This is a genomic window from Microbacterium hibisci, from assembly GCF_015278255.1.
Taxonomy (GTDB): domain Bacteria; phylum Actinomycetota; class Actinomycetes; order Actinomycetales; family Microbacteriaceae; genus Microbacterium; species Microbacterium hibisci.
This window is the reverse complement of record NZ_JADIJC010000004.1, coordinates 473,137-496,881: the sequence shown is the minus strand read 5'-3', so window position 1 is coordinate 496,881 and position 23,745 is coordinate 473,137. Positions and strand designations below refer to the sequence as shown.

The following is a 23,745-nucleotide window of genomic DNA, read 5'->3' as shown; positions in this document are numbered from 1 at the left end:
CACCGGGTCTCCCGGTCGTTGAGCGGAGGGCGCTCTGGCGCCCGCAGACGAAACGCCAGGAGGTTTCGAGATCGCCGGGGCGTTTCGTCTCGCTCGTTCCTCGCTCGCTCAACGACCGGACCCGGGGCGCGAGGACGTTCGCCTCGCTCGCTCAACGGCCCGATACCGGCACCGGGTCTCCCGGTCGTTGAGCGGAGGGCGCTCTGGCGCCCGCAGACGAAACGCCAGGAGGTTTCGAGATCGCCGGGGCGTTTCGTCTCGCTCGTTCCTCGCTCGCTCAACGACCGGACCCGGGGGGAGGGCGTTTCGTCTCGCTCGTTCCTCGCTCGCTCAACAGCCGGAACCGGGTCCCCCGGTCGTTGAGCGGAGGGCGCTCTGGCGCCCGCAGACGAAACGCCAGGAGGTTTCGAGATCGCCGGGGCGTTTCGTCTCGCTCGTTCCTCGCTCGCTCAACAGCCGGAACCGGGGGCTCAGCGGGCGGACGCGTCCTCGGCGGCTTCGTCCGCGTCGTCCGCGTCGGCGGGCTCGTCGGCAGCGGCATCCGCCTCGTCCGTCGGCTCCGGCCGAACGACGCCGCCGTCCTCGTCATGCACAGTGTGCTCGTGATTGCGAGCGTCCGAGCGAAGACGCCGGCGCTGGGCCTGCACCTCACCGCCGATGTCGGACTCCTGGTTCTCGGCAGCCTCGCCCTCGGCCCCGTCGGCCGCCGGGTCGTCGCGCCCGGCGAAGCGGTCGGTGGCGGCGCGCAGCGCGGACGCGATGCCCGGCTCGGACGCCGCGTGCGCGGCATCCGGAATCATCACGAAGTCGGCCTCCGGCCATGCGCGGTGCAGGTCCCACGCGGTCATCGCGGGCGTGCACACGTCGTAGCGGCCCTGCACGATGACGGCGGGGAGGTGGCGGATGCGGTCGACCCCGGCGATCAGCTGCTCGGGCGCGAACCAGCCGCCGTGGAGGAAGTAGTGGTTCTCGATGCGCGCGAACGCGACGGCGGCGCGCGGCTCGGTCATCGCCTCGACGAGCTCGGGATCGGGCAGCAGCGTGAGGTTGGCCGCCTCCCACCGCGACCACGCGACGGCCGCCGGCACGTGCACCGCGGGATCCGGGTCGGCGAGCCGACGGTGGTAGGCCTGCATGAGCTGCGAGCGCTCGAGGATCGGGATGGGGGCGATGAACTCCTCCCACAGATCCGGGACGACGGATGCCGCACCGCCCTCGTAGAACCACTCGAGCTCGTGGCGGCGCAGGGTGAAGATGCCGCGCAGCACGATCTCGGTGACCGCCTCGGGATGCGCCTGCGCGTAGGCGAGCGCGAGGGCGCTGCCCCACGAGCCGCCGAACACCTGCCACTTGTCGATGCCCAGGTTCTTGCGCAGCAGCTCGATGTCGGCGACGAGATGCCACGTCGTGTTGTGCCGCAGGTCGGCATGCGGGTCGCTCGCGTGTGGCGTGGAGCGGCCGCAGCCGCGCTGGTCGAGCAGCACGATCCGGTACCGCTCGGGGTCGAAGAAACGGCGGTGCCAGGGCGAGGTTCCCGCACCCGGACCGCCGTGGAGGAACACCACCGGCTTGCCCTCGGGGTTTCCGCTCTGCTCGTACGCGATGCGATGGCCCTCGCCGGCGATGAGCGTGCCGGAGTCGTAGGGCTCGAGTGGCGGATAGAGGATGTCGTCGAGGTGTTCGTTCATAGGCTTCCCCCCGGAACGCCGAACGTGTCGCAGGCAGACGGACCGTTCTGGTAACCCGTCTGGAACCAGCGCTGCCGCTGCTCGCTGGAACCGTGCGTCCAGGACTCGGGGTTCACGAACCCCCCGGACTCCTGCTGGATATGGTCGTCGCCCACGGTCCCGGCCGCGTCGATCGCGTCCGCGATCTGCTGCTGGGTGGGCTCCTCCAGATACGGTACTCCGTTGTCGTCGGTCTCCTGGGTCATGCCGCCCACCCACGCGCCGGCGAAGCAGTCGGCCTGCAGCTCGGTGCGCACGCCGTTGCTGTCCGGTCCGGTGCCGTTGTTCGGGTGCTGGTCCATGATCCCGGCGATGTACTGCACGTGGTGCCCGTACTCGTGGGCGAGCACGTACAGCTGGGCGAGCTCGCCCGCCGATGCGTCGAACCGCTCGCGCAGGAGGCCGAAGAACGTGGGATCGATGTACACCGTCTCTTCGGGCGGGCAGTAGAACGGCCCCGTCTGGTTCGAGGCCGTGCCGCACTGCGAGCCGGTCTGCTGGTCCACGATGATGAGCTGCGGTGCGCGATATCCCTCGACCTGCCTCCCCCAGTACTCGTCGAGCACGACGCTGCCCGCCGCGAGCCGGCAGTCGTCGCGCGCGTTGGCGTCGGCGCCGGTCTCGCACTGCTGGATCTCCGACTCCTCGCCGGCGCCCACCTGCCCGCCGCCGGGGATGATGCTCGACAGGTCCTGGCCGGTGAACAGCTGGAAGAGGATCACCGCGATCGCGCCGAGGCCGGCAACGCCGCCGCCGGCCACCGCCACGCCCGCACCTCGACGGCGCGCCGTGTTCCCCCCGACGTTGGCGTTGTCGTTGAACGTCATGGCTGTCACGGTACCCCGACACCCTGTCCGGAACGAGGAGGGGGCGCGTGATGCCGGGGATTGAGTACAATGCCGCGGTCTAGGCTCGTGCCATGGCGAGCGAACCCACGACCGTGACCATCACCGGCGGCGGCGGCCAGATCGGCTACGCGCTGATGTTCCGCATCGCGGCGGGCGATCTGCTCGGCCCCGGCCGGCCCGTGCGGCTGCGGCTGCTCGAGATCCCGCAGGGCATGCGGGCGGCGGAGGGCGCGGCGCTCGAGCTGCAGGACTGCGCGTTCCCGCTGCTGCGCGAGGTCGACGTGACCGACGACCCGCTCACCGCGTTCAACGGCGCGCGCATCGCGATGCTGGTGGGCGCCCGCCCGCGCACCGCGGGCATGGAGCGGGGCGACCTGCTCGCGGCGAACGCCGGCATCTTCGGCCCGCAGGGCAGGGCGATCGGCGCCGTCGCCGACGAAGACGTCCGCGTGGTCGTGGTCGGAAACCCCGCGAACACCAACGCGCTCATCGCCGCGGCATCCGCTGCTCCCGACATTCCGACCGACCGCTTCACCGCGCTCACGCGGCTCGACCACAACCGTGCCGTGGGGCAGCTCGCCGAGGTGCTCGGAGTGCCCGCGGGCGAGATCGCCGACGTCATCATCTGGGGCAACCACTCCGCCACGCAGTTCCCCGACGTCGACCACGCGATCCTCCCCGATGCGACGCCCGTGCGCGAGGCTCTCGCCGAACGCCTCGGCGGCGAGGCCGCCGCGGCGGCCTGGCTCGACGACACGTTCATCCCGCGGGTCGCGAAGCGGGGTGCCGAGATCATCGAGGTGCGCGGATCGTCGTCGGTGGCATCGGCCGCGAATGCGGCCATCGACCACGTGCGCGACGAGCAGCTCGGCACGCACAACGGCTGGACGTCCGCGGCCGTGGTGTCGCGCGGTGAGTACGGTGTGCCGGAGGGCCTCGTGTGCTCGCTGCCCGTGGTGTCACGCGGAGACGGCAAGGGCTATCGGGTGATCGAGGGCCTCCACCTGGACGATCGCGCACGCGGCCGGCTCGCGGCATCCGTCGACGAACTCGTCGCCGAGCGCGACGCCGTCCGCGCCCTCGGCGTCCTGTAGCCGGGCGCTCTCCGCCCGGCACGCCGGCTTCCGGCCCAGCCCCGGCATCCCGTTCGAATCGCGTACTTTGCAGCTTCGCGCGCGAATCGGTGCCAAGTGCGCGATTCGAAAGCCGAGAGACCGCCCGCAATAGGCTCTGAGGCGTGGAAGCGCTGATCATCGTCATCGGTGCGATCCTGGCGATCGCGCTCGCGACGGCGGTGGCGCCCAAGCTCGGCATCGCGGGACCGCTGATCCTGCTGCTGGTCGGCGGCGGGGTGAGCCTGCTCCCGTTCGTCGAGATCCCCGAGATCAACCCCGAGTTCATCCTCGTCGGCGTCCTGCCGCCGCTGCTGTACTCGGCCGCGGTCGCGTTGCCCGCGATCGAGTTCCGGCGCGACTTCGGGCCCATCGCCGGGCTGTCGTTCCTGCTGGTCATCGTCAGCTCGATCGTGCTCGGGGTGTTCTTCATGGCGGTGATCCCCGGCATCCAGCCCGCCATCGCGGTCGCGCTCGGGGCCATCCTGAGTCCGACCGATGCCGTCGCCACCTCCATCGTCAAGCGCCTGGGCGTCTCGCGGCGGGTCGTGACGATGCTCGAGGGCGAGAGCCTGCTCAACGACGCGACCGCCCTCGTGCTGCTGCGCACGATGGTCGGGTCCGTCGCCGTGGCGACGAGCGTCAGCGGTGATGCGCAGATCGGGGTCGGCTTCCTGCCGGCGTTCGCGTGGGGCGTCGTGGTCGCGGTCGTGGTCGGCGCGATCGTGGGGCTGCTGAACCTCCGGCTGCGCGCGCTCATCCGCAACTCGGCCGCGAACACCGCGATCGGCTTCGTCGTGCCCTTCGTCGCGTACATCCCCACCGAGGAGCTCGGCGGGTCGGGGCTCGTCGCCGCCGTCGTCGCCGGCATCGTGACGGGCCAGGGGGCGGCCCGGTGGTTCACGCCCGAGCAGCGGCGGTCGGACGAGCACAACTGGCGCACCATCGAGCTCGTGCTCGAGGGCGCCGTCTTCCTCGTGATGGGCCTCGAGCTGAGCGACATCGTCACCGAGAACGTCGAGAACCACAACGGCCTCGGCACCGGCATCGCGATCGCGGCCGGCGCGCTCGCGATCGTCCTCGCCGTGCGGGCGGCCTATGTGTCGCTGCTGGTGTGGCTGCAGAGCCGGCGGGCGCGGGGGCGCCAGCGCAGCCGTCTGGAGGCGATGTCGGCGCGCATCGACCAGCTGGCTTTCGGAGAGGTCGGTGTGCTGCCCGGCGCCGGTCAGGAGCGGGAGACGGATGCCGCCACCGCCGCCCGCGCGGACGCCCGTGGCGATGGCGGTGGCCGGGGCGCGGCATCCGCTCGCCGTCGACGCCATCGGCGCGAGGCGCCCGACGTCGACAGCCCGCGGGTGCAGCGCCGGCTCGCCTCGATGCGGGCGCGGATCTCGCGGGCGCTGAGCGACCTCGACTACTACCAGGCCTCCCCGCTCGGCTGGAAGCACGGCGCGATCATCGTGTGGGCGGGCATGCGCGGCGTGGTGACGCTCGCCGCGGCGCAGACGCTGCCGCGCGAGGGCACCGACCGCGCGCTGCTGGTGTTCATCGCGTTCGCCGTGGCGGTCGGCAGCCTCATGCTGCAGGGCTTCACCCTGCCGTGGCTCGTGCGGCTGCTGCGCCTCGAGACGCCGTCCGGAGAGAGCGTCGACAGGGCCGAGCAGTCGGCCCTCGACGACGAGCTGCGCGACGCGGCGGTCTCGGCGCTGTCGGCCCCGACGCTGCGCCGCCGCGACGGGAGCACGTTCCCGGAAGAGCTGGTGTCGGTCGTCGGCAGCCGCATGGTGGATCCCCCCGATGACGCCGACGGCCTGCCGACGCGCGATCTGCTCGAGCTGCGGCTGGCGATGATCGAGGCGATGCGCACCCGGCTCAACCAGCTGTCGGCGGGCGGCGGCTACAGCACACCGGCCCTGCGTCACGCGCTGGCCGAGCTCGACGCCGATCAGCTCAGCCTCGAGCTGCGCCTCGACGACGAGGACTGAGCCGGGGCCGGCGCGGGGGCGAGCACGACTGCTGCAGTTTCCCGCGACCGCTGCGTGAATCGGTGCAGCAGTTGCAGGAAAGTGCAGCGGTTGCGACACCCTGATGCGGGCTGAGGGCCCCGCGGGCGGGGCCGCCGGTGTGCGGGGGCCGGTGGGCGGGTGAGACAATGGCTGGCGAGCGAGGGGGCCTCACATGAGCGAGACGACGAAGACGACGGATGCCGCGCACACGCACGCGTCGCCGGCGCCGGGGTCGACGGGCACCGACACCGCGCCGCTGCACCTTCCGCACCCCGCGGCCGAGTGCCCCAAGTGCTTCACCGAGCTGCAGGCCGATCGCACGTTCTGGCTCGCGCGGCCCGCGGGCTCGCGGCTGGTGGGCCTCGTCATCGCCCGCGACGACATGCCCTCGGTGGTCGAGCAGCGCAACGACCTGACCCGGTTCGGCGTCCCGATCGAGGGCTTCCGGCACCCCGCTCCCGAGACCCTGGAGTCATGGGAGGAGCGCCTGGTCCGGCTGTTCGGCACCCTCCGCCGCGGAGACGTGCTCGTCGTCGCCAACGTCCATGCGCTGGGGCGCGACATCGACGAAGAGACGCGCACCGTCGCGGAGCTGCACCGTCGCGGCGTGGTGGTCAAGGTCGTGAGCCACGGCGGCCGCCACCTCTACGACGCCGGGCGCTGACCCGCGCGAAGACGCCCCGCGCTGACGCGGCGGAGCCGCTCGGGCTGACGCGGGTGGAGTCGCCGGGAGGCGGCATCCGTCACGACTCCTCGTCGCGTCCGGCGCTCGTCCCGGTGAGCGAGCTCTCGCGCTCGAGGTCGAGGAGCGGCAGGTCGTCGCGGGTGACCAGGCGCGCGGCCACCGCGTGCTCGACCAGCCGCACACGCCGGTTGGTGGCGTAGGAACGCACCCCGCCGCGCATGCCCGGCACGCCGACGCGGTCGAGCTTGTCGCATACGTTGTCGAGCTTGCGGTTGAAGCGGGTGAGCGTCCAGCCCAGCCGTTCGGCGGCCTGCGCCGACGTCGGCAGCTCGCTCATGCCGGTGCCGTCGCGGCGCAGCACCGGCTCGGCGAGCGCCAGGATCATCACGCGCTGGCTGTGCGTCAGCGGCACCTCGCCGATCGTGCTGAGGCCGTCGTCGTCGGGCGCCGGCTGCGTGTCGCGGAAGGTCGGCTCGGCGGCGTGGATGGTGAGCTCGTACGTCGTAGGACCGGCGCTGAAGATGACCGAGGTCGACGCGAAGACCAGGGGCAGCCGCGCGCCGGGCGCGAGCCACGCCTGCACGCGGCCACCCGAGTCGGTGACCGTGGCCGACAGGCGCGATCCGACGTTCGACAGCAGCCAGAGCCCTTCGAGGCTCTGGATCGTGAGGAAGTTCCGGTGCAGGAAGAGGTTGTCGTCGATCGCGAGGTCGCCCTCGCGGCCGACCGTGAACACGGCGCCGGGCGCCACCGAGAACAGCTCACCGGCGAACTCGACGGTCAGGGCGTCGGCCTCCGCGACGATCACGGCGTGCACCCCCGCGACGGGTTGTTCTGCTGCGTGCCGTTGGAGCGCACCAGTGTGACGTCAATGCAGGTCTGCCCCGACGGAGCGGCCGGCACGACGACCTCGGCGGTCTCGACCGACTCGGACCCGCTGGTCGTGTCGCTGAGCGTCACGACCTCGACGATGTAGAAGTCGCCGTCCTGCGGGTCGGGATTGGTCCACGTGAACTTCACGCCGCCCTCGGCCGGCGCGCCGGTGACGTCCTCGACGGGTGGGACGACGAGTGCCACCGGATCCTGCGGCTTCGAGGGTGTCTGCTCGACCTCGGGGGACGGGGTCGACCCCGAGAGCAGGCCCGGCAGCGAGACGCCGATGATCACGGCCACGATCACGAACGCGGCCACGCCGATCCCGATCCACAGCCCGGTGCGACGGCGTGGCGGGGGCGCGGCATCCGTCTCCTGCTCCGGCGCCGGCGCGTCCATCACCGGGGTCTGCACGAACGTCTCGCCACGCGGCACCGCCGGGCGCACCTGGTCGCGGCGCACCGTCTGCTCGTAGGCCGAGGGGGTCGCCGCCTCGTACGCCGCGGGCGGGGCCTGCCCGTAGGCCGGCGCCGTGGCCGCGGGCCTCCGGAGGACCGTCTCGGTCTCGGCAGGTGCGGGGTCGAAGCTCGGCGCGAAGCCGGAGGTCGGCGCGAAGCTCGAGGTCGGCGCGAAGCCCGAGGTCGGCGCGGTCTTCGCCGACGGACGCGTCATGCCGGCCGCGGGCGTCGTGTCGGGATTGATGCTGACGACGCCGCGGACGCGGGTGAGGCCGTCGTCCTCGTCCTCCTCGATGTCGTCCGGCGCCTGGTCGTCGAGGATGTCGATGGGCGTGACGGAGTGCGACAGCTCGATCTGCACGGTCTGCAGCGCCCGCGCGAACGCGAGCGCGCTCTCGTACCGGTCGGCCGGCGACTTGGCCATCGCGCGCTCGAGCACACGCTGGAGCGACGCCGGCACGTCGGCGCGTCCGAGCGCCGGGAGCGGCAGCGTCTCGATGCGGTGGATGAGCTCGGCCGCGCCGTTGCGCTGACCCGCGAGCTCGAACGGCGATCGCCCTGCGAGCAGGGTGTAGACGGTCGCGCCGAGGGCGTACACGTCGGACCGAGGGTCGCTGCGCGGCACGTCGGCGAAGGACTCCGGAGGCGACCACGGGATCGACAGGCCGGCCGACTCGGCGGCCGCGGTCGTGGTCGACGCGATGCCGAAGTCGGTGAGCGCAGGACGGTTGTACTCGGTGACGAGGATGTTCGCCGGCTTGATGTCGCGGTGCAGCACGCCGGCACGATGCGCGGTCTCGACGGCGGCGGCGACCTGCACGCCGACCCGCAGCGACTCGGCGATCGAGAACGGCTCGCGCCGATAGCGCACCTGCAGGTTCGGACGCGGGCAGTACTCCATCACGAGGTACGGCCGGCCGTCGGTCGCGACACCGGCCTGGTAGATCGTGACGATCGCCGGATGCGTCGAGAGCATCGCCATGACGTTCGCCTCGGCGGTGAACTCCTCGACCGAGCCGCTCGACATGCGGTCGGTGAGCAGCACCTTCACCGCCACGCGGCGCTTGGGCAGCTGCTGCTCGTACAGGAACACGTCGGCGAACCCGCCGGAGCCGAGCAGGTCGACGTAGGTGAAGCCCGGAAGGTCGGGCGGCGCCATGGGCGCGCGCTTCGGGCTCATGAGAGACCCTCGATCGCGACCGTGATGCCGTCTCCGAGGTCCAGCACGTCGCCCGGGACCACGACCGTGCCCTCGCCCGGGTGCAGCCGCACCGGGTCGGCGCCCGCGCGCAGCAGAGTCGTGCCGTTGGTCGTGCGCAGATCGGTCGCGACGATGCTCTCGCCCTCGACCCGCAGCTCGACATGGCTGCGCGAGATGTCCTGCTGGGGACTGTCGACGGCCACCAGGTGCGGCAGGTCGGTGCCGCTCACCCGGGTCGAGCGCGGGCGGCGCCCGATGACGACGGTCCGGTCGAGCGGCAGCACCTGGCCGGTCGACACGCGGATGCGCCCCGGGGCCGGCGAGCGCGGGGGCGCGAGCGGCGCGGCGGCCGCGTCTGCGGGGAGGGGGACGGATGCCGCGGCCCCGGCGCCGCCCCGCGCAGCAGCCTCGCGCAGCGCGCGCGCCTGGGCCAGCGAGATCGTGGCGCCGTCGTGGTCACCGGCGGGTGGCGCGGGGGCCGGCGCGCCGGAGGCGAGGTCGCCGGCCGCACCCCCGGGACGCACCACGGTGTCGGCGGCCCGCATGACCGTCGCGGTCCAGGCGGGGTCGAGTCCGCTCGTCGAGGAGGCGTCGTCGCGCCCGGCCGCAGCCTCGGGCTCGCTGGAGGAGGGGTGCGGGGAGAGCGCGGAATCCACCGGCAGGAGCGTCTCGGCGTCGGCCACCGACTGCACCGTGCTCGAGTCGATCAGCCCGGGCACGGCCGGGGCCGGAGCGCCCTTGGCCGGAGCGGCCTGGTCCGCGTTCGGGCGCTGGTTCGGAGCGGCCGGTGTCGTGCCGCCTGCGGCCGGGTCCGGGGCCGCCGGGGTGGGCGCCGGGGCGGCCGACGCCTGGGCCGGCGCCGCCGGGGCGGGGACCTCCGTGCCCGCGCCTCCCAGGCCGGCCTCCGTCGCGGATGGGTCCGAGAGCCGGGCGGGTGACGCGGCGCGCCGCGCGCCGGCGGTCGAACCCGCCGTGTCGCCGCGACCGGCCCGGTCTTCGGTACCCGACGGCGCGGGTTGGGCAGGCCCGGCTGCCGAGGCCGGCTGGGCAGGCGACGGTGCCGACGACGCCCCCGAGGGCGCGGCATCCCACACGATCCCCGCCGCCAGCACGATGCCGTCGGCGATCTCGAACTCGGCGGGGGCCGAGACCTCGAGTTCCGTCGTCGTGAGCGTCACCCGCGCGACGGCCGGGATCACGCGCTCGGTCCACGTCGTCACGCCCGCTCCCGACACACGCTCGGGGGCCGCCGCATCGACGTCGAAGGCGAAGCCGCCGCGGACCGCGATGCGGACGCCGTCGCCCTCCGCGAGGACCACCGCGAAGGCGGGGATCGCCGTGATCGACGCGCCGTACGCACCGGTGAGCGCCTCGATGACGCCGCCGAGACCGCGACCGTCGGCGAGGAGGGCGCGGATGCGCGCCAGCAGCGCCGCCGAGGCGCCCGGCTCGAGCATCGCGAACCCGCGCGGCGTGACGGCGACCGGCGTCGTGCCCGGGGCGTACAGCGTCGGCATCAGAATCCTCTCGTGGCCATCGCGCGCGGAAGCGTGTCGCCGTCGATGTCGGCGTCTTCGATGGGGGCACTCACCGGCACCGTATCGCGTTCGCGCGCGCCACCGGCGCGGGAGCGCACCGCGAGGGCGTCCACGACGAGCGCGGTGATGTTGTCGCGCCCCCCACGGATCATGGCTTCGTGCACCAGGCGCGTCGCGGCGGCCTGCGGATCGGCCTCGGCCAGCAGGATGCCGTGGATCGCGTCCTTGTCGAGCTCGCCGGACAGTCCGTCGGAGCACACCAGGATGCGGTCGCCGTCCTCTGCGGGAAGGAGCCAGTAGTCGGGCTCGGCGTCGCTGCCGGCGCCGATCGCCCGCGTGATGACGTTGCGTCGCGAGTCGCGGTGGGCGGCGGCGGCGTCGAGCTGCCCGCTGTCGACGAGCTCCTGCACCACCGAGTGGTCGACGCTCACCTGCTCGAAGCTGCCCTCGCTGAGGCGATAGGTGCGCGAGTCGCCCAGGTTGAGCGCGAGCCAGTACCCCTCGCCGTCGACGTCGGCGATGACGACGCCTGCCAGGGTCGTGCCGGCGCCCGCTCCCGCTCCGGCAGGGAGCGCCGCCACGCGACGGCGCGCGGCCGCCACGGCGGTGTGCACGTCGTCGATCGTGAGGCTCTCGCGCCCGCTGAGCATCGCGAACTCCTCCACCACGGCGGCGCTGGCGATCTCGCCCGCGTTGTGGCCGCCCATGCCGTCGGCGACGAGGAACAGCGGGAACGCCGCGAGGTACGAGTCCTCGTTGATGCGCCGACGCAGGCCGGCGTCGGTCGCCGCGCCGAACGCGACCGTGATCGGCGCGGAGGGGGCGGCCGTCATGCGGAACCCACCGTGGCGCGCCGGTCGCCGAATTCGAGGACGTCGCCGGCGCGCAGGTTCGTGCGGGTGCCGGCGACGAGCGGGATGCGCCCGCCGTCGCGCACCAGGATCGTGCCGTTGGTCGAGTGGCGGTCGACGATCCACGCGCCGGCGGTGTCGCCGCCGATCTCGAAGTGGGTCTTCGACAGCGAGAGGGTCTCGTCGCGCACCGGGATCGCGACGGCACCGGCCTCGGTCGCCGGGTTGCGGCCGTAGAGCGTCCGGCCGTAGACGGCCATGCGCGAGCCGTCGTCCCAGGTGAGCACTGCGATGACCGGAGCATCGTCGTACAGCGCCGCCCGCTGCGCCGGCGGCGGGGGGACGACGATGCGCGTCGCGTCGACGTCATCGGCGAAGGGAGAGGGGACGGATGCCGCATCCGCGACGGCGGTCGCCATCGCAGGGGCGGCGAAAGCCGGCGCCGCGGGGGCCGGTGCGAGAGCGGTCGGTGCGAGAGCGGTCGGTGCGAGGGCCGCCGGGGCGGCCATGGCCGCAGATGCCAGGGCTGCGCCGAGAGGCTCGGTGGTCGTCGCCGCGGGGAACGGCATCGTCACGTCGGGGAACGACTCCGGTTCGGGGGCGCGCAGGAGCGGCGACCGGACCGGGTCGGCCGTGACCCACGGCACGGCCTCGATGACACCGGCGCCGACGACGCCGGCGCCGACGCGAGGGGTCGGGTGGGCCGCGACCGGAGCCGGAGCAGGCGCTGAGCCCCGGAGCGCGGTCGGGACGAGCGCGGGCGCGGGCGCGGGAGCCGCCGCGGCAGGGATGACCGCCGGCGCCTGCGGGTAGCCGAGCGACGGCACCGGCGGCAGCGGGGTCGCGTGAAGGAGCGGAGCGGTGGAGGGCGCGGGCAGATAGGGGTTCGCCGCCGCGGGCTCGGCGGCGGCGCGGGTTGCGGCATCCGTCTTCCGCACGTCGACGACCACCGCTTTCGCGGCCAGATCGTGCCAGCCCTGGTTGCGGCCGCTCGCGTCGAACAGGGGGGTGAAGTATCCGATGACGATCGAGCCCGCCAGACCGAAGACGACGTTGCGCCACACTGCGCGCCAGAACCCGATCGGTGCGCCCGACGCCGAGTCCTGCAGGCGCAGCCCCACCGCGCGCTGGCCGAGCGAGCCGCGGCCGCCCTGCATCGCCGAGTACACAAGCCAACACGCGAGCAGCACGAAGCCGATGACGCCGTACGCCAGGAGGATGATGGCCGTCAGACCGTCGGGGCCCGCGCTCGGGCCGACGGCGAACAGCACGCCGAGGGCGATGCCCCCCAGCACCGCGGCGAGCACCCACACCACGGCGATGTCGATGACGAACGCACCGATGCGTCGTCCGATGCTCGCCGCGGGGACGGCGGCGGGCGGGCTCATGGTCATTCGGTCTCCTGTGCGGGGCGGGAGGGCTCGGGTGCGCTCCGGGTCTTGTCTCGTCCGCGGCGCGAGGCGGGCCGCGAGGGGCGCGCCGGGGGCGCGTCGCTGATGCCGGGCTCTGCCCCCGGGGATGCCGCGGGAGCTGCGCTCACCGCCCGCTCGGGCTTCGCGGTCCGCTTCGCCGATCGGGCCGCGGTCGTGCGTGTCCGCGGCGGCAGCGCGAAGCGTGTGCCCTCGAGCAGGCTGCGGATGCTGAGGCGGGCGCCCAGTCGGTTCCACACCGAGCGGCCCTTGCCCATCCCGCCGACGATCTCGTCGACCTGGCCCCAGAACGCCTCGATGTCGGCAGGACTCGGTTCGGTCGGGCCGAAGACCTCGAGGTCGGCGCGCGAGGCGAGCGTCGCGACACGCGGCTCGGCGAAAGCAGCCGTCAGCACGCCGGCATCCTCCTGGCGCGTCGCGCCCGGCCGCACCGGGGCGCCGTAGTCGGCGGCGCGGTCGACCAGTTCGTCCCACCCGCCGCTGATGCGATCGGACGCGCGCTCGGCCTGCCGGCGCTTGGCGCGCCGTGCGGCCTTCAGTGCGCCGATCACGATGAACGGCGCCAGCAGCACCGCGAGGAGACCGAGCACTCCGACGCCGATCGAGATGATCGTCCACAGCAGCGCCGCGTCGAACGCGTTCTCGTCCTCGGAGCCCCGGTCGTCGGCGACGGTCGGCGGCAGGTCGACCGGCTCCTGCGGCGGGGGCGGCGGCTGCAGCACCTGCGGCTTGGGATCGGCCTTCGGCTTGGTCGTCTGGTCGCTCGGGATCTGGTCCTCGGGCGGGGTCGGATCGAAGGGCACCCAGCCGGCGTCGGCGAACGCCACCTCGACCCACGCGTGGAGCGTCTCGCCGGTCGCGCTGAAGACCGCCTGGCCGGCCTGGTCCTCGTCGGGGTAGAAGCCCATCACGACGCGGGCCGGGATGCCGAGCTCGCGGGCGAGGAGCGCCATCGCGGTGGCGTACTGCTCGTCGTCGCCGACCATCTGCTCCGATCCGAGCAGCGTCGAGATGCGCTCCGCCCCGTGCCCGGCGCGCGAGAGCGGCTGGCCCGCGAGACCGTGGCTGAAGTAGCCGCCCTCCGACAGCATCTGCTGGAGCGCGCGCACCTGCTCGATCGGCGTCGTCGCCTCGGCCACCGTCGTCGACGCGATGTCGGCGAGGTCCTCCGGCACGCCCCCCTGGTCGGGCAGCGACACCGGGGCGAAGGACTCGTCCGCGAGGGATTCGTCGCTCGGAACATCGCCGATGACCGCTTCGAGCGTGTACTCGTCGCCCGGCTCCAGACCCGCGGTCACGACGCCCGTCGACGTGGACTCGTTGTAGTGAGCGGTCCGGCGCAGGTCGTCGGCCCGGTCGCCGCCGAACGTGACGCTGCGGACGGCGCCGGCATCCGGCATCCACACCCCCTCGAACGCGCCGATCTCGACGTGCAGGGTCGCGGGCGCGCCTTCGGCGTCGGCGGACATGTTCGTCCGTGCGGGGGCGAAGGCGCTGGAGGAGCCGGCGCCCGAGTCCGAGACGTTGTAGACGGTGCCGTTGTAAGCGTCCATCGCGGCCAGGCGCACGCGCGCGCCCTCGGGCAGGCCGCTCACCGTGAAGAGGGCTTCGTCGGGGAAGTCGCGGACATATGCGCGATACGACTGCAGGGGGCTCGCGAACTCACGGATGTCGAAGGGCGGGATGACGACATCGCGCAGCACGTAGCGCGGCGACGACGGGGCGGCGAACCCGCTCGTCGCGACGCCGATCACCGCGGCGACGGCGACGACGGCACCGCCCAGCAGGACGCGCCGAACGCCGGCAGCCCGGCTCGCCGAGCGCTCGCCCACCGAGATCGCGGCGGCCTGCGGCTGCCAGGCCTGCCGCACCGCGAGCCACACCACGGCGACGAGTCCGAAGATCACACCCTGGATGACCGGCACCATCGGCTGCGACGTGCCGAGCGCGATCTCGATGGCAAGGAAGGCCCCCGCGGGCAGGAGCGCCCAGCCGGCACTGCGCAGCCGCAGCGCGAGCGACGTCGTGAGGACTGCCGCGACGAGGGCGAGGAGGAACGGCACGATGAGGTGGCCGCCGTCGGTGGCGACCGGCGCGACCGTGGTGAGCAGCTGCTTCCACGACACGACCACGCCCAGAGCGAGAAGGCGCAGGGACTCGATCGTCGGGATGACACCGGCGACGGCGGTGTGCGGCAGGGCGAGCGCGGCGCCGAAGAGGAAGTACGCCCCGATCGTGGCGGCGGTGAGGACCAGGATGCCCCACCGGAAGACCCGGCCGAGAACGCCGAGCGCCATGCCGAGCACGACACCGCCGAGCGCGGCGACGAGATAGCGCGCGCCGTCGAAGGTGGGCCAGAACCCGACGACCGGGATCAGCAGGAGCACGAAGACGGCGGCGGCGTCGACGATCCAGCGGCGGGTCGTCAGCGGCTCCGCGGCGGGACGCGCTGCCGGGGGGCGGGATGCCGGGGGCCGGGGCGCGCCGGCGCGCGCAGGCGCGGTGGCGGGCGGCGCGGGCGTTGCGGGCGGCGCGGCGGCGAGCGGGGTGGCGGGCGCGCTCATGCGAGCACCTTCCGGAGCGCGTTCGGGAGCTGCGCGAGCTCGCCGAGCGTGACGACGTTCGCCTCTCCGATGCGGCGGAGCGACGGGGACGTGCCGACCGGCCCCGTGACGACGGCGAGCACGCGCGCACCGAAGGGCAGGCGGCTGCAGGCCGTGCGCAGGTCGGCGGCGTCGACCCGGCTGCCGCACACCAGCACCACGACGCTCGCCAGCGGCAGCGTGGCGGCGACCGAGCCCGCCAGCTCGACGACCGAGCCCGCGCGCGGCTTGGAGTGCTCGAGGGCCGACAGCGAGTCGAGGAACTGCTTGCCCGTGCCCGAGGGCAGGGCGCGCTCCTGCACGCGCACCTCGACGCGGTGCGAGTCGCGCAGGGCGCGCAGGCCGAGCGAGCCGGCGGCCGAGACGGCCAGCTCGAACTCGTCGTCGTCGCGGTAGTCGGCCGGGCTGGTGGACAGGCCGATGACGAAGTGCGACCGGCGGGTCTCCTCGTACTGCCGCACCATCATGTGACCGGTGCGTGCGGTGGACTTCCAGTGCACGTGGCGCAGGTCATCGCCCGGCTGGTACTCGCGCAGCGCGTGGAACGACACGTCGTCGCGCGACAGGTCGGTGGCCGGCAGGCCTTCGAGGTCGCGCAGGAAGCCCAGCGACTGCCCGTCGAAGAGCACGGTGCGCGGGTGGACGAAGAGGTCGACGGGCTCGTCGCGACGGTGCACCCGCTCGAAGAGCCCGAGCGGGTCGCCGCGGACCACGCTGACGGGTCCGACCTTCACCACCGCGCGGCGGGTGGTCGGGATCGCGAACAGCTCCTCCGCCGACTCGCCCGCGGCGAGACGGTTCACGTCGAACACGCCACGACCGCCGCCCACCGGCAGCACCACGCGTGAGGGCAGGATCGCCCGGGTGCCGGTGTTGGCGAGGGTGAGCGCGCCGACCGCCCGCTCGCCGACGACGACGCGCGTGCGGTTGAGGTCGAGCGACACGTCGTAGGCCGTCCGGCCGATGAGGAACAGCAGGCACAGCGCGAGCACGGCGGTCACGACCACCGCGGCGACGGTGAGCTCCCACCAGCCGAGCGACCGACCGAGGATCCACAGCACGAGCGCGCCGACGATGAGCACCCAGGCGACGGGCCGCACCACGCCGAACACGCGCGCGAGCACGGCGCCTGCACGGCGCAGCGCGCCGAGCAGGAGCCGGCCGTACCCGGCGCGAAGTTCGTCGGCGGCCGCGGCCTGCCCGAGTGCCTCCGTGGTCATCAGGCGGCGGACCTCGCCTGCGGCGCGGCGACCGACTCGAGCACCCGCGCGACGACGGTCTCGGCGGTGGTGCCGGCGAACTCGGCCTCGGGGTCGAGCACGATGCGGTGGGTCCACACCGGCGCCACGAGGGACTTGATGTCGTCGGGCAGCACGAAGTGGCGGCCCTGCGCGGCCGCGTACACCTTGGCGATCCGGATCATCGCGAGCGAGCCGCGCACCGAGACGCCCAGACGCGTCGCCGGGTCGCTGCGCGTGGCCTCGGCGAGCTGCGCGGTGTAGCGGAGCACCGCGGGGTCGACGTGCACGGTGGCCGCGAGGTCTGCCATGTCGGCGACGGCGCCGGTCGTGATGATGGCGGGAAGGTTGGCCGACGGGTTCCGTTCGGCGGCGCCGGCGAGGATCCGCTCGGCGACGGCGAGGTCGGGGTAGCCGATCGACGTCTTCACCAGGAAGCGGTCGAGCTGGGCCTCGGGCAGCTTGTAGGTGCCCGCCTGCTCGATGGGGTTCTGCGTCGCGATGACCAGGAACGGGCGACCCGCCTCGTGGGTGACGCCGTCGACCGTGACGCGCGACTCCTCCATGACCTCCAGGAGCGCCGACTGCGTCTTCGGCGAGGCGCGGTTGATCTCGTCCGCGAGCACGATCGAGGCGAACACCGGCCCGCGGTGGAACTCGAAGCGGTGCGACGCCTGGTCGTAGATCGTGACGCCGGTCACGTCCGACGGGAGCAGGTCGGGCGTGAACTGGATGCGGCTGCTCGTTCCCTGCACGGTGGCCGCGAGCGCCTTGGCGAGGCTCGTCTTGCCGGTGCCCGGGGCATCCTCCAGCAGCACGTGGCCCTCGGCGAGCATCGCCGAGAGCACCAGGCCGACGACATCGCGCTTGCCCATCAGGGCCTGATCGACGTTGTCGACCAGGCGCGCGAAGGTTCCCTGGAACCAGGCCGCCTGTTCGGGGGTCATCGTCATGTTCGTCTCGTTCTCTCGTTGCTGTCGTGTCGCTGTCGGGCCGCTACCAGACGCGCTTTTCGCTCTCGCCGTAGCCGACGATCCGCACCCAGACCTGTTCGCCGTAGTAGCCGTAGTAGCAACCCAGCTGCACCGAGCCGTTCCTCGGCAGGTCCCAGTAGGCGCCGCCCGCGAACTCGCCCTGGCCCGACGAGTTGCAGTAGACGCGGTAGTTGCCCGCGGGGAAGTCCTGCGTGTTGATCACGAAGTAGTTGCAGTTGCCCGACGAGCATCCGGTGACCGAGCCGGTCCCCGCGCCCCGGCTGACCCAGGCCTTCGGCTGGGGCTGTGGTGCAGTGGTCGCCGCATCCGAGACGACGCGCGACACCTGCTGCGGCTGTGCGGCATCGTAGGCGCGCACGTCGATCGTGTGGCGCTGGTCGTAGCCGTTGCCCACGAGCCGGGAGCCGCTGTTCGACACGTTCTCCCAGCCGCCGCCGTTGATGCGGATCTGCACCTGAGTGATGGCGCGGCCATTGTCAGCGGGGGCGCTCCACCCGACGCGCACGCTCGTCCCCTCGCGGGTCGCGCTCACGCCGGGGTCTCGCACCGGCCCGTACGGGATCGCGCCGTTGGACTGCGAGGACTCCGGACCGGTGTACCGCACGCCGTCCATGGACGTGTACGCACGCACACGGATCGTGTACGTCGTGCCGTTCGACAGGCCGCCGATGGTCTTGTTGCCCGGCATGGCGGTCCAGCCGCCGCCGCTCAGCGAATACTCGTACCCGATCTCGCTCGCGTTCGCACCGTTGCCCGCGGCGTCGCCGTAGGCCACGACGACCGCGCTGTTGCCGGTCGGCGTCGACAGCGACACACCTGTCGGCGCGCCCGGCACGCCGAAGGCACGGCGCGGCGCCGAGGCGGCGCCCCACGTGCTCCAGCCGGCCTTGTTGGAGGCCCGCACCTGGAAGGTGTAATCGCTCGTCGAGGTGGGGACGTCGACGGCCTGACGGGGCTGCGTGCCCGGGATGCCGGTCACCGTGCGCACGACGGCCCCGCCCTGCACGATCTGCAGCTCGTACGCCGAGATGCTGTCGCCGTTGTCGGCCGGCGGCGTCCACACGACCTCGAGCTGGGCCTGGTTGCCCACCGGATCCAGACGGTTGACCGAGGGCGCGGCCGGAGGCTCGGGCGCGCGGGCGGGGATCTCGCTCACCGACCACGGGCTGAAGCTCGACGGGTCGGGAGCGAGGTTGTGGGCCTGCACGCGTACCTGATAGGCGACACCGTTCTGCAGGCCGTCCCACACCAGGGAGTTGCCGACGACCTCCTGCTTCTGCGAGATGCCCGACGGCGGCGCCGGCGAGATCTCGAGGGTGTAGTTCTGCACCGGCGACCCGGGGGTCGACGGCGTCACCCACGAGACGTTGAGGCTGCGGTCGCCGAACACGAGCGTCGGCGCCGCCGGGGTGTCAGGACGCGCGTCGGGGCGCGCCTCTTCGGAGGGCGCCGACGCCTCGGACGGCCCGACGCGGTTCACCGCCACCACGACGAAGTTGTACTTCACGTTGTTGGTGAGGCCGTCGAGCGTGCACGTCGTGGCGAGGCACTCCTTCTCGTAGTTCCCCGCGGTCGACGTCACGAGGTAGCGCTCGATCTCGGCGCCGTTGTCGGCCGGGGGCGTCCACGAGAGCACGACCGTGCGGTCCTGCACGCTCGAGACGCTCGGCGTGCCGGGAGCGTCGGGCTTGCCCTGCACGGTGAGACGGATCCGTCCCTCGACCTCGCGGTCGGGGTCGCCGGTCGCGTCCTGGATGCGGTAGCGCACGACCATCGTGCCGAAGAACTTCTCGTTCGGCGTGACCTTCACCTGGTCGCCGTCGATGACGGGAGGCACGCCCTCACCGGTCTCGACGACAGCGGCGGTGACCGTGAGCGGCTTGTCGGGGAACGGGTTGACGTCGTTGGCGAGCACCGGGACCGTGATGGTCTTGCCCTGATGCGCCTCGGGGATGACGTCGTCGTTGGCGGTCGGCAGCTCGCGCGTCGACGCGATCACCCGCACGTTCACGACACCCTCGACCGGATCGGTCGTGCCGTCGCTGATGCGCAGGCGGATGGTCGCCGCCGTGCCCTTCTTCGTGTCGGGGGCCGCGCCCACGCGCAGCTCGTCGCCCTCGATCGCGGCGGTCATCCCGCTCGGCGATCCGCCGACGATCTCGTACTCGATGCGGCCGGCGTCCTCGGGGTCGGGGTCGGTGGTCAGGCCGCCGAGGTCGAGGGCGGTCGGATCCTCGCCGGGCGCGACATCCATCTGCCCGTTGACGAACGTGGGCTGCTGGTTCTCGGGCGGGAGGACGGTGATCGGCAGCGTCAGCGTCGCCTTGCGCCCCTCGGGGTCGTCGGGCCCGGTGCCGTCGGTGACCTCGAAGCTGATGGCGTCGGGGCCGAAGTAGCCGGCGGCCGACGTGTACACGAGCGTGGTCTGGTCCTTCACCAGGGACGCGCCGTCGTTGTGGGCGGCGGTGACCTTGGCGGCCTCGGTGATGATGACCTCGCCGCCGGCGGCGGAACGCACGTAGTCGGCGAGGGCGAGCTCGACGGTCTCGCCGCTCTTCACCTCGATCGGCTCGGTCGACAGCAGCGTGGGCGGCAGCGACGAGAGCGCGGGGACGTGGATGAAGGCGGATGCCTCGTTCGCGTCGCGGTCGGTGATCGTGTAGGTGACGAGGCGCCCGGTGTCGCCGAGCGTGACGCGCACCTTGCCGTCGGCGAGCACGCGGGAGTTCGCATCGGCGACCTCCAGCTCGAGCTCGTCGACGGTGCCGTCGGGATCCTCGTCGTTGGCGAGCACCTCGAGGTCGATCACGCCGTCCTCGACGTCGGCGGCGCGGACGTAGTCGTCGCGCGCGATGGGCTTCTGCAGCGGCACGTCGTCGGCGACGGTGATCTGCAGCACCGCCTTCGCCTCGGCACCGCGCGCGTCGCGGATCGTGTACTGCAGCGAGGTCTCGACCGGCTGGGACGGCGAGGTGACGACCACGCGGTTGCCGTCGACCTTCGCCTCGAGCCCCGACACGTCGGGAAGGATCAGCCCGTTCTTCACGATGCCGAACTCGTCGCCGTCGGGGTCGGAGTCGTTCGCGAGGACCGGCACCGCGACCGAGCGGTCGGGCCGCATGATGACGGAGTCCTTGACCGCGTACGGGGCCTGGTTGACGCCCTCGGGCGGCGCGATGCCGATGCGGATGCTCGCGGTGGCCTCGGCGCCCAGCCGATCACGGACGCGGTAGGTGAAGGCGTCGACCCCCGCGGTGTCGTCGAAGGCCTCGTACACGAGGTGGTCCGAGCCCGTCTCGACGACGCGGCCCTTGCTCGGCGAGGAGGCCAGTCCGACCAGCTCGACCGAGTCGCCGTCGGAGTCGATGCCGTCCAGCGGCACCGCGACGCGCACCCGGCTGCCGCTGAGGACGCGGGCGGTCAGGTCACGGGGTCGCGGAGCGGCGTTGGTGTCGGCGTTGACCGGCAGCACCTGGATCGTGATGTAACCGGCATCCTTCTGGCCGGTGCTGTCGACCGCCTCATAGGTGGCGTAGACGGTGCCGGGCTCGTCGGACGCGCGGAAGCGCACCGTGTCCTGCGAGACGAAGATCTCGCCGTCCTCGGGCTCGATCAGCGGGGGCACCAGGTCGGGCGCGACGTGGATCGTGTCGCCGTTCGGGTGGTAGTCGTTGTCGAGCACCGGGATGGTGACGACGTCGCCGGCACGCACGACCACCTGGTCGTCGTTGGCGACCGGCGGCCGCAGCTGCGCGGGCGCCGGGATGGGGATGACGATGACGTCGCCCTCGGCGGACTGCGAGCCGTTGGAGATGCGGTAGGTGATGCGCACCTGCTCCGACAGCGCCGCCTGGTCGCTGATGCGCAGGGTCTCGTGGTTCAGGACCGCCACGGCGATGCCCGAGCCGGGCTCGACCGTCACGGACTGGACGACCAGGATGCCGCCCGACGGATCGGAGTCGTTGGTCAGGACGTTGACCAGCACCTCGCCGCCACTGGGCAGCAGCGCGACGTCGCGGACGGCGACGGGCGGCAGGTCGGTCTCGCCCTCGGGGATCACGTCGACGCGCACGATGCCGGGGATGCCGGCCGCGCCGGCGGCCACCAGGTACTGCACGTAGTAGGTGCCCGGCGTCGCCGACTTGAAGGTGAAGGTCTTGTTGCCGTAGTCGGGGACGATGTCGGCGCCGGTCACCGGGTCGACCCGCGCGAGGCGCAGCGGCTCGCGACCCGCGCCCACGTCGTTCGCGAGCGGCGACACGGTGGCCGTCTGCCCGACCCGCACCGCGACGTAGTCGGCGTTGGTCACCGGGTCGATGGAGCCGACCGGGCGCACATCGAAGCGAACGATGCCCACGGTCGCGTCCGACCCGTCGGACACCGTGATCTCGACGTCCTTGCGGCCCTGCGTGTTGCCCACGGCGCGGTACGTGATGCGGCCGTCGGACGTGTAGTCGGCCTCGTCGCCGTCGGCCGTGGTCACCGAGCCCAGGAACACGTCGTCGCCGTCGGGGTCGACCCAGTCCGGCAGGACGTTGTAGGTGATGGTGCCGCCCGCCTCGACCGCGACCGTCGTCACCCGGTTCTGCGTCGGCGGCTCGTTGACGTCCCACCCGCGGACGGCGAGCGCGACACGGGCGGTGTCGGTGCCGCCTCGGCCGTCGGAGACTTCGTAGGTGAAGGATGCCGAGCCCGAGGCATCCTCCGGCACGGCGATCTGCAGGGCGCGGCCGTTGTCGATCGACTGCACGTCACCGATCGAAGGGCCGCCGTCGAGCACGCGCGTGGTCAGCACATCGCCGTCGGGGTCGCTGTCGTTGTCGAGGATCGGGAGGATCGTCGTGCGACCGGGCCGCACGCCCAGGTCGTCGTCGTTCGCGTCGGGCGGGGTGTTCACCTCGGAGCGCTCGGGGAGCACCGTCTCGGTGGTCTCCTCGGTGGTCTGCTCCTCGTTCTCGGTCTCGCCCTCGGGCGGAGTGAGCTCGTCCCAGTTGTCGACGCGCTGCATGTCTTCGGCGGCCATCCACGTGGCACCGCCGACGATGTCGTTCAGCACGACGACGTCGCGGTTCACGCGGAACTTCAGCAGCGACGTCGGCTCGATGCCCTCGATGTCGGCCTCGAGGTCGTCGGCGTCGCCCGCGCAGTCGCGGACGAACCGGCCGGAGCCGCTCCAGGCGGCGTAGCCGCAGCCGTCGAGCCACACCGGCTGTGCGGGCGATCCCTCTCCGCCGGCCTCGACCTCGGTGGGACCCGAGCCGTCGAACGGCACACGGACGAACGCGGAGGCCGTCGACAGCGATACGGCGGCCGCCGCGGCCGACGGATGCTGCAGCACCGCGCTGCGACCGCCGTCGACGACGGTCGCCCGGCCGTCGGCGATCACGGTGCCGGTGGCGGTGTCGAGCACGACCGGCTTGTCGCCGACCGCGGTGATCGACAGCTCGGCGTTCTCGTCCAGTTCGGGCAGGCCGCTGCGCACGGGTTCCGCCGGAGCGTCGTCGTCGCCGATCCGCACGGTGACGAGCTCCGAGGTCTCGGCCGAGACGCCGTGCACCACGCCGTCGAGCCCGACGGCGACGTCGGCGCCCTTGCCGAGGTTCGCGGTGGGGTCGGTCCCCTCGATCTGGAACGCGCCGACGCCCGCCGCGAGGGTGACCCAGAGGTCGCCGGATGCGCGGTCGAGGATCGCCACGGTGTCGCCGCCGAGCGTCACCTTCGCGTCGCCGGGAAGGCTCGCCGCACCCGAGAGCGCGACCATCCCGGGGTCGACGACGCCCACCGATGCGTTGGTGTCGTCGACCACCAGCACCGTGCCGCCCGACTGGAGGATGTCGTAGTCGTCGCTCGTGGTGCGCAGGGCGCCGTCGAGCACCTGTGATTCATGGTTGAAGTGGCCGACGAGAAGACTCGACTGCTTGGTCACCCACACGCCGCCGTCGTGGAGGTCGACCTCGGTCGTGGGAAGGCCCTGGTAGACGAACGCGAGCGTCGTGACCGTCACGGCGGCAGCCGTGACAGCGCCCGCCGACGCGAGCGTGCGCGGGCGTGCGCGAAGCCATGCGAAAGACCTCATGGAAACCTCGGCCTCCTCCGGGGCATCGTGCGTCTCGACGTGGCATACGGTCCGGCGTGGGGCGCCGGAAGCTCACCGAAGACCTGGGGGAACGACTCAGCCTA

The 23,745-nt window shown here is 72.9% G+C and carries 13 protein-coding genes and 1 pseudogene; 3 read left to right on the top strand and 11 right to left on the bottom strand.

From position 1 onward, the window contains the following. Positions 1 to 722: 722 nt before the first annotated feature. Together pip and ypfJ are read right to left on the bottom strand one after the other, a co-directional pair. Positions 723 to 1,688: pseudogene (pip, locus tag IM770_RS10425) on the bottom strand (prolyl aminopeptidase); the annotation flags it as partial. Next, on the bottom strand, positions 1,685 to 2,554 hold the full coding sequence (gene ypfJ, locus IM770_RS10420; RefSeq protein WP_203581054.1) for a KPN_02809 family neutral zinc metallopeptidase: 870 nt from the start codon (positions 2,552 to 2,554) through the stop codon (positions 1,685 to 1,687). The gene ypfJ and the pseudogene pip, both read right to left, overlap by 4 nt. A 92-nt stretch (positions 2,555 to 2,646) precedes the next feature. On the opposite strand from ypfJ, the gene IM770_RS10415 reads away from it, so the two are divergent. The 3 genes from IM770_RS10415 to IM770_RS10405 all read left to right on the top strand — a co-directional run bounded on the left by IM770_RS10415 (position 2,647) and on the right by IM770_RS10405 (position 6,357). Beyond that, entirely contained in the window at positions 2,647 to 3,669 is a 1,023-nt protein-coding gene (locus IM770_RS10415) for a malate dehydrogenase (protein WP_203581053.1), read from the top strand. 143 nt (positions 3,670 to 3,812) lie between these two features. Next, positions 3,813 to 5,672: a cation:proton antiporter gene (locus tag IM770_RS10410; RefSeq protein WP_203581052.1), complete on the top strand. Its 1,860-nt coding sequence runs from the start codon at positions 3,813 to 3,815 to the stop codon at positions 5,670 to 5,672. Positions 5,673 to 5,865: 193 nt separating this feature from the next. Beyond that, positions 5,866 to 6,357 carry a recombinase family protein gene (locus tag IM770_RS10405; RefSeq protein WP_239065988.1) on the top strand — a complete coding sequence of 164 codons (492 nt, stop codon included), beginning with the start codon at positions 5,866 to 5,868 and terminating at the stop codon, positions 6,355 to 6,357. Positions 6,358 to 6,436: 79 nt separating this feature from the next. On the opposite strand, the gene IM770_RS10400 is transcribed toward IM770_RS10405, so the two are convergent. From IM770_RS10400 to IM770_RS10360, 9 genes are read right to left on the bottom strand one after another with little or no spacing between them, the layout of a single operon-like run. Further along, a complete protein-coding gene (locus IM770_RS10400; RefSeq protein WP_203581051.1) occupies positions 6,437 to 7,195 on the bottom strand; it encodes a hypothetical protein in 759 nt (252 codons plus the stop codon). Continuing rightward, entirely contained in the window at positions 7,183 to 8,889 is a 1,707-nt protein-coding gene (locus IM770_RS10395; protein WP_203581050.1) for a serine/threonine-protein kinase, read from the bottom strand. The genes IM770_RS10400 and IM770_RS10395 overlap by 13 nt, the downstream gene beginning before the upstream one ends. Continuing rightward, positions 8,886 to 10,427 carry an FHA domain-containing protein gene (locus IM770_RS10390; RefSeq protein ID WP_203581049.1) on the bottom strand — a complete coding sequence of 514 codons (1,542 nt, stop codon included), beginning with the start codon at positions 10,425 to 10,427 and terminating at the stop codon, positions 8,886 to 8,888. Before IM770_RS10390 ends, IM770_RS10395 begins: the two co-directional genes overlap by 4 nt. Next, positions 10,427 to 11,281, bottom strand: coding sequence for a PP2C family protein-serine/threonine phosphatase (locus tag IM770_RS10385; protein WP_203581048.1), 855 nt, complete (start codon positions 11,279 to 11,281; stop codon positions 10,427 to 10,429). Before IM770_RS10385 ends, IM770_RS10390 begins: the two co-directional genes overlap by 1 nt. Then, positions 11,278 to 12,693: an RDD family protein gene (locus IM770_RS10380; protein ID WP_203581047.1), complete on the bottom strand. Its 1,416-nt coding sequence runs from the start codon at positions 12,691 to 12,693 to the stop codon at positions 11,278 to 11,280. Before IM770_RS10380 ends, IM770_RS10385 begins: the two co-directional genes overlap by 4 nt. After that, entirely contained in the window at positions 12,690 to 15,293 is a 2,604-nt protein-coding gene (locus IM770_RS10375; protein WP_203581046.1) for a transglutaminase-like domain-containing protein, read from the bottom strand. The genes IM770_RS10380 and IM770_RS10375 overlap by 4 nt, the downstream gene beginning before the upstream one ends. Continuing rightward, complete coding sequence (locus IM770_RS10370; RefSeq protein WP_203581045.1) at positions 15,290 to 16,552, bottom strand: DUF58 domain-containing protein; 1,263 nt, start codon at positions 16,550 to 16,552, stop codon at positions 15,290 to 15,292. Before IM770_RS10370 ends, IM770_RS10375 begins: the two co-directional genes overlap by 4 nt. Next, positions 16,552 to 17,523 (bottom strand): AAA family ATPase, encoded by a 972-nt coding sequence (locus IM770_RS10365; protein WP_203581044.1) that lies wholly within the window; start codon positions 17,521 to 17,523, stop codon positions 16,552 to 16,554. Before IM770_RS10365 ends, IM770_RS10370 begins: the two co-directional genes overlap by 1 nt. A 43-nt stretch (positions 17,524 to 17,566) precedes the next feature. Continuing rightward, positions 17,567 to 23,641, bottom strand: a complete 6,075-nt coding sequence (locus tag IM770_RS10360; protein ID WP_203581043.1) for an Ig-like domain-containing protein — start codon at positions 23,639 to 23,641, stop codon at positions 17,567 to 17,569. Between the last annotated feature and the right edge of the window lie 104 nt (positions 23,642 to 23,745).

What these genes read in the sequence shown, in the direction of transcription:
- ypfJ (WP_203581054.1), bottom strand. Translation starts at nt 2,554, where the DNA reads ATGACGTTCAACGACAACGCCAACGTCGGGGGGAACACGGCGCGCCGT.
- IM770_RS10415 (WP_203581053.1), top strand. Translation starts at nt 2,647, where the DNA reads ATGGCGAGCGAACCCACGACCGTGACCATCACCGGCGGCGGCGGCCAG.
- IM770_RS10405 (WP_239065988.1), top strand. Translation starts at nt 5,866, where the DNA reads ATGAGCGAGACGACGAAGACGACGGATGCCGCGCACACGCACGCGTCG.
- IM770_RS10395 (WP_203581050.1), bottom strand. Translation starts at nt 8,889, where the DNA reads ATGAGCCCGAAGCGCGCGCCCATGGCGCCGCCCGACCTTCCGGGCTTC.
- IM770_RS10390 (WP_203581049.1), bottom strand. Translation starts at nt 10,427, where the DNA reads ATGCCGACGCTGTACGCCCCGGGCACGACGCCGGTCGCCGTCACGCCG.
- IM770_RS10385 (WP_203581048.1), bottom strand. Translation starts at nt 11,281, where the DNA reads ATGACGGCCGCCCCCTCCGCGCCGATCACGGTCGCGTTCGGCGCGGCG.
- IM770_RS10380 (WP_203581047.1), bottom strand. Translation starts at nt 12,693, where the DNA reads ATGACCATGAGCCCGCCCGCCGCCGTCCCCGCGGCGAGCATCGGACGA.
- IM770_RS10375 (WP_203581046.1), bottom strand. Translation starts at nt 15,293, where the DNA reads ATGAGCGCGCCCGCCACCCCGCTCGCCGCCGCGCCGCCCGCAACGCCC.
- IM770_RS10370 (WP_203581045.1), bottom strand. Translation starts at nt 16,552, where the DNA reads ATGACCACGGAGGCACTCGGGCAGGCCGCGGCCGCCGACGAACTTCGC.
- IM770_RS10365 (WP_203581044.1), bottom strand. Translation starts at nt 17,523, where the DNA reads ATGACGATGACCCCCGAACAGGCGGCCTGGTTCCAGGGAACCTTCGCG.
- IM770_RS10360 (WP_203581043.1), bottom strand. Translation starts at nt 23,641, where the DNA reads ATGAGGTCTTTCGCATGGCTTCGCGCACGCCCGCGCACGCTCGCGTCG.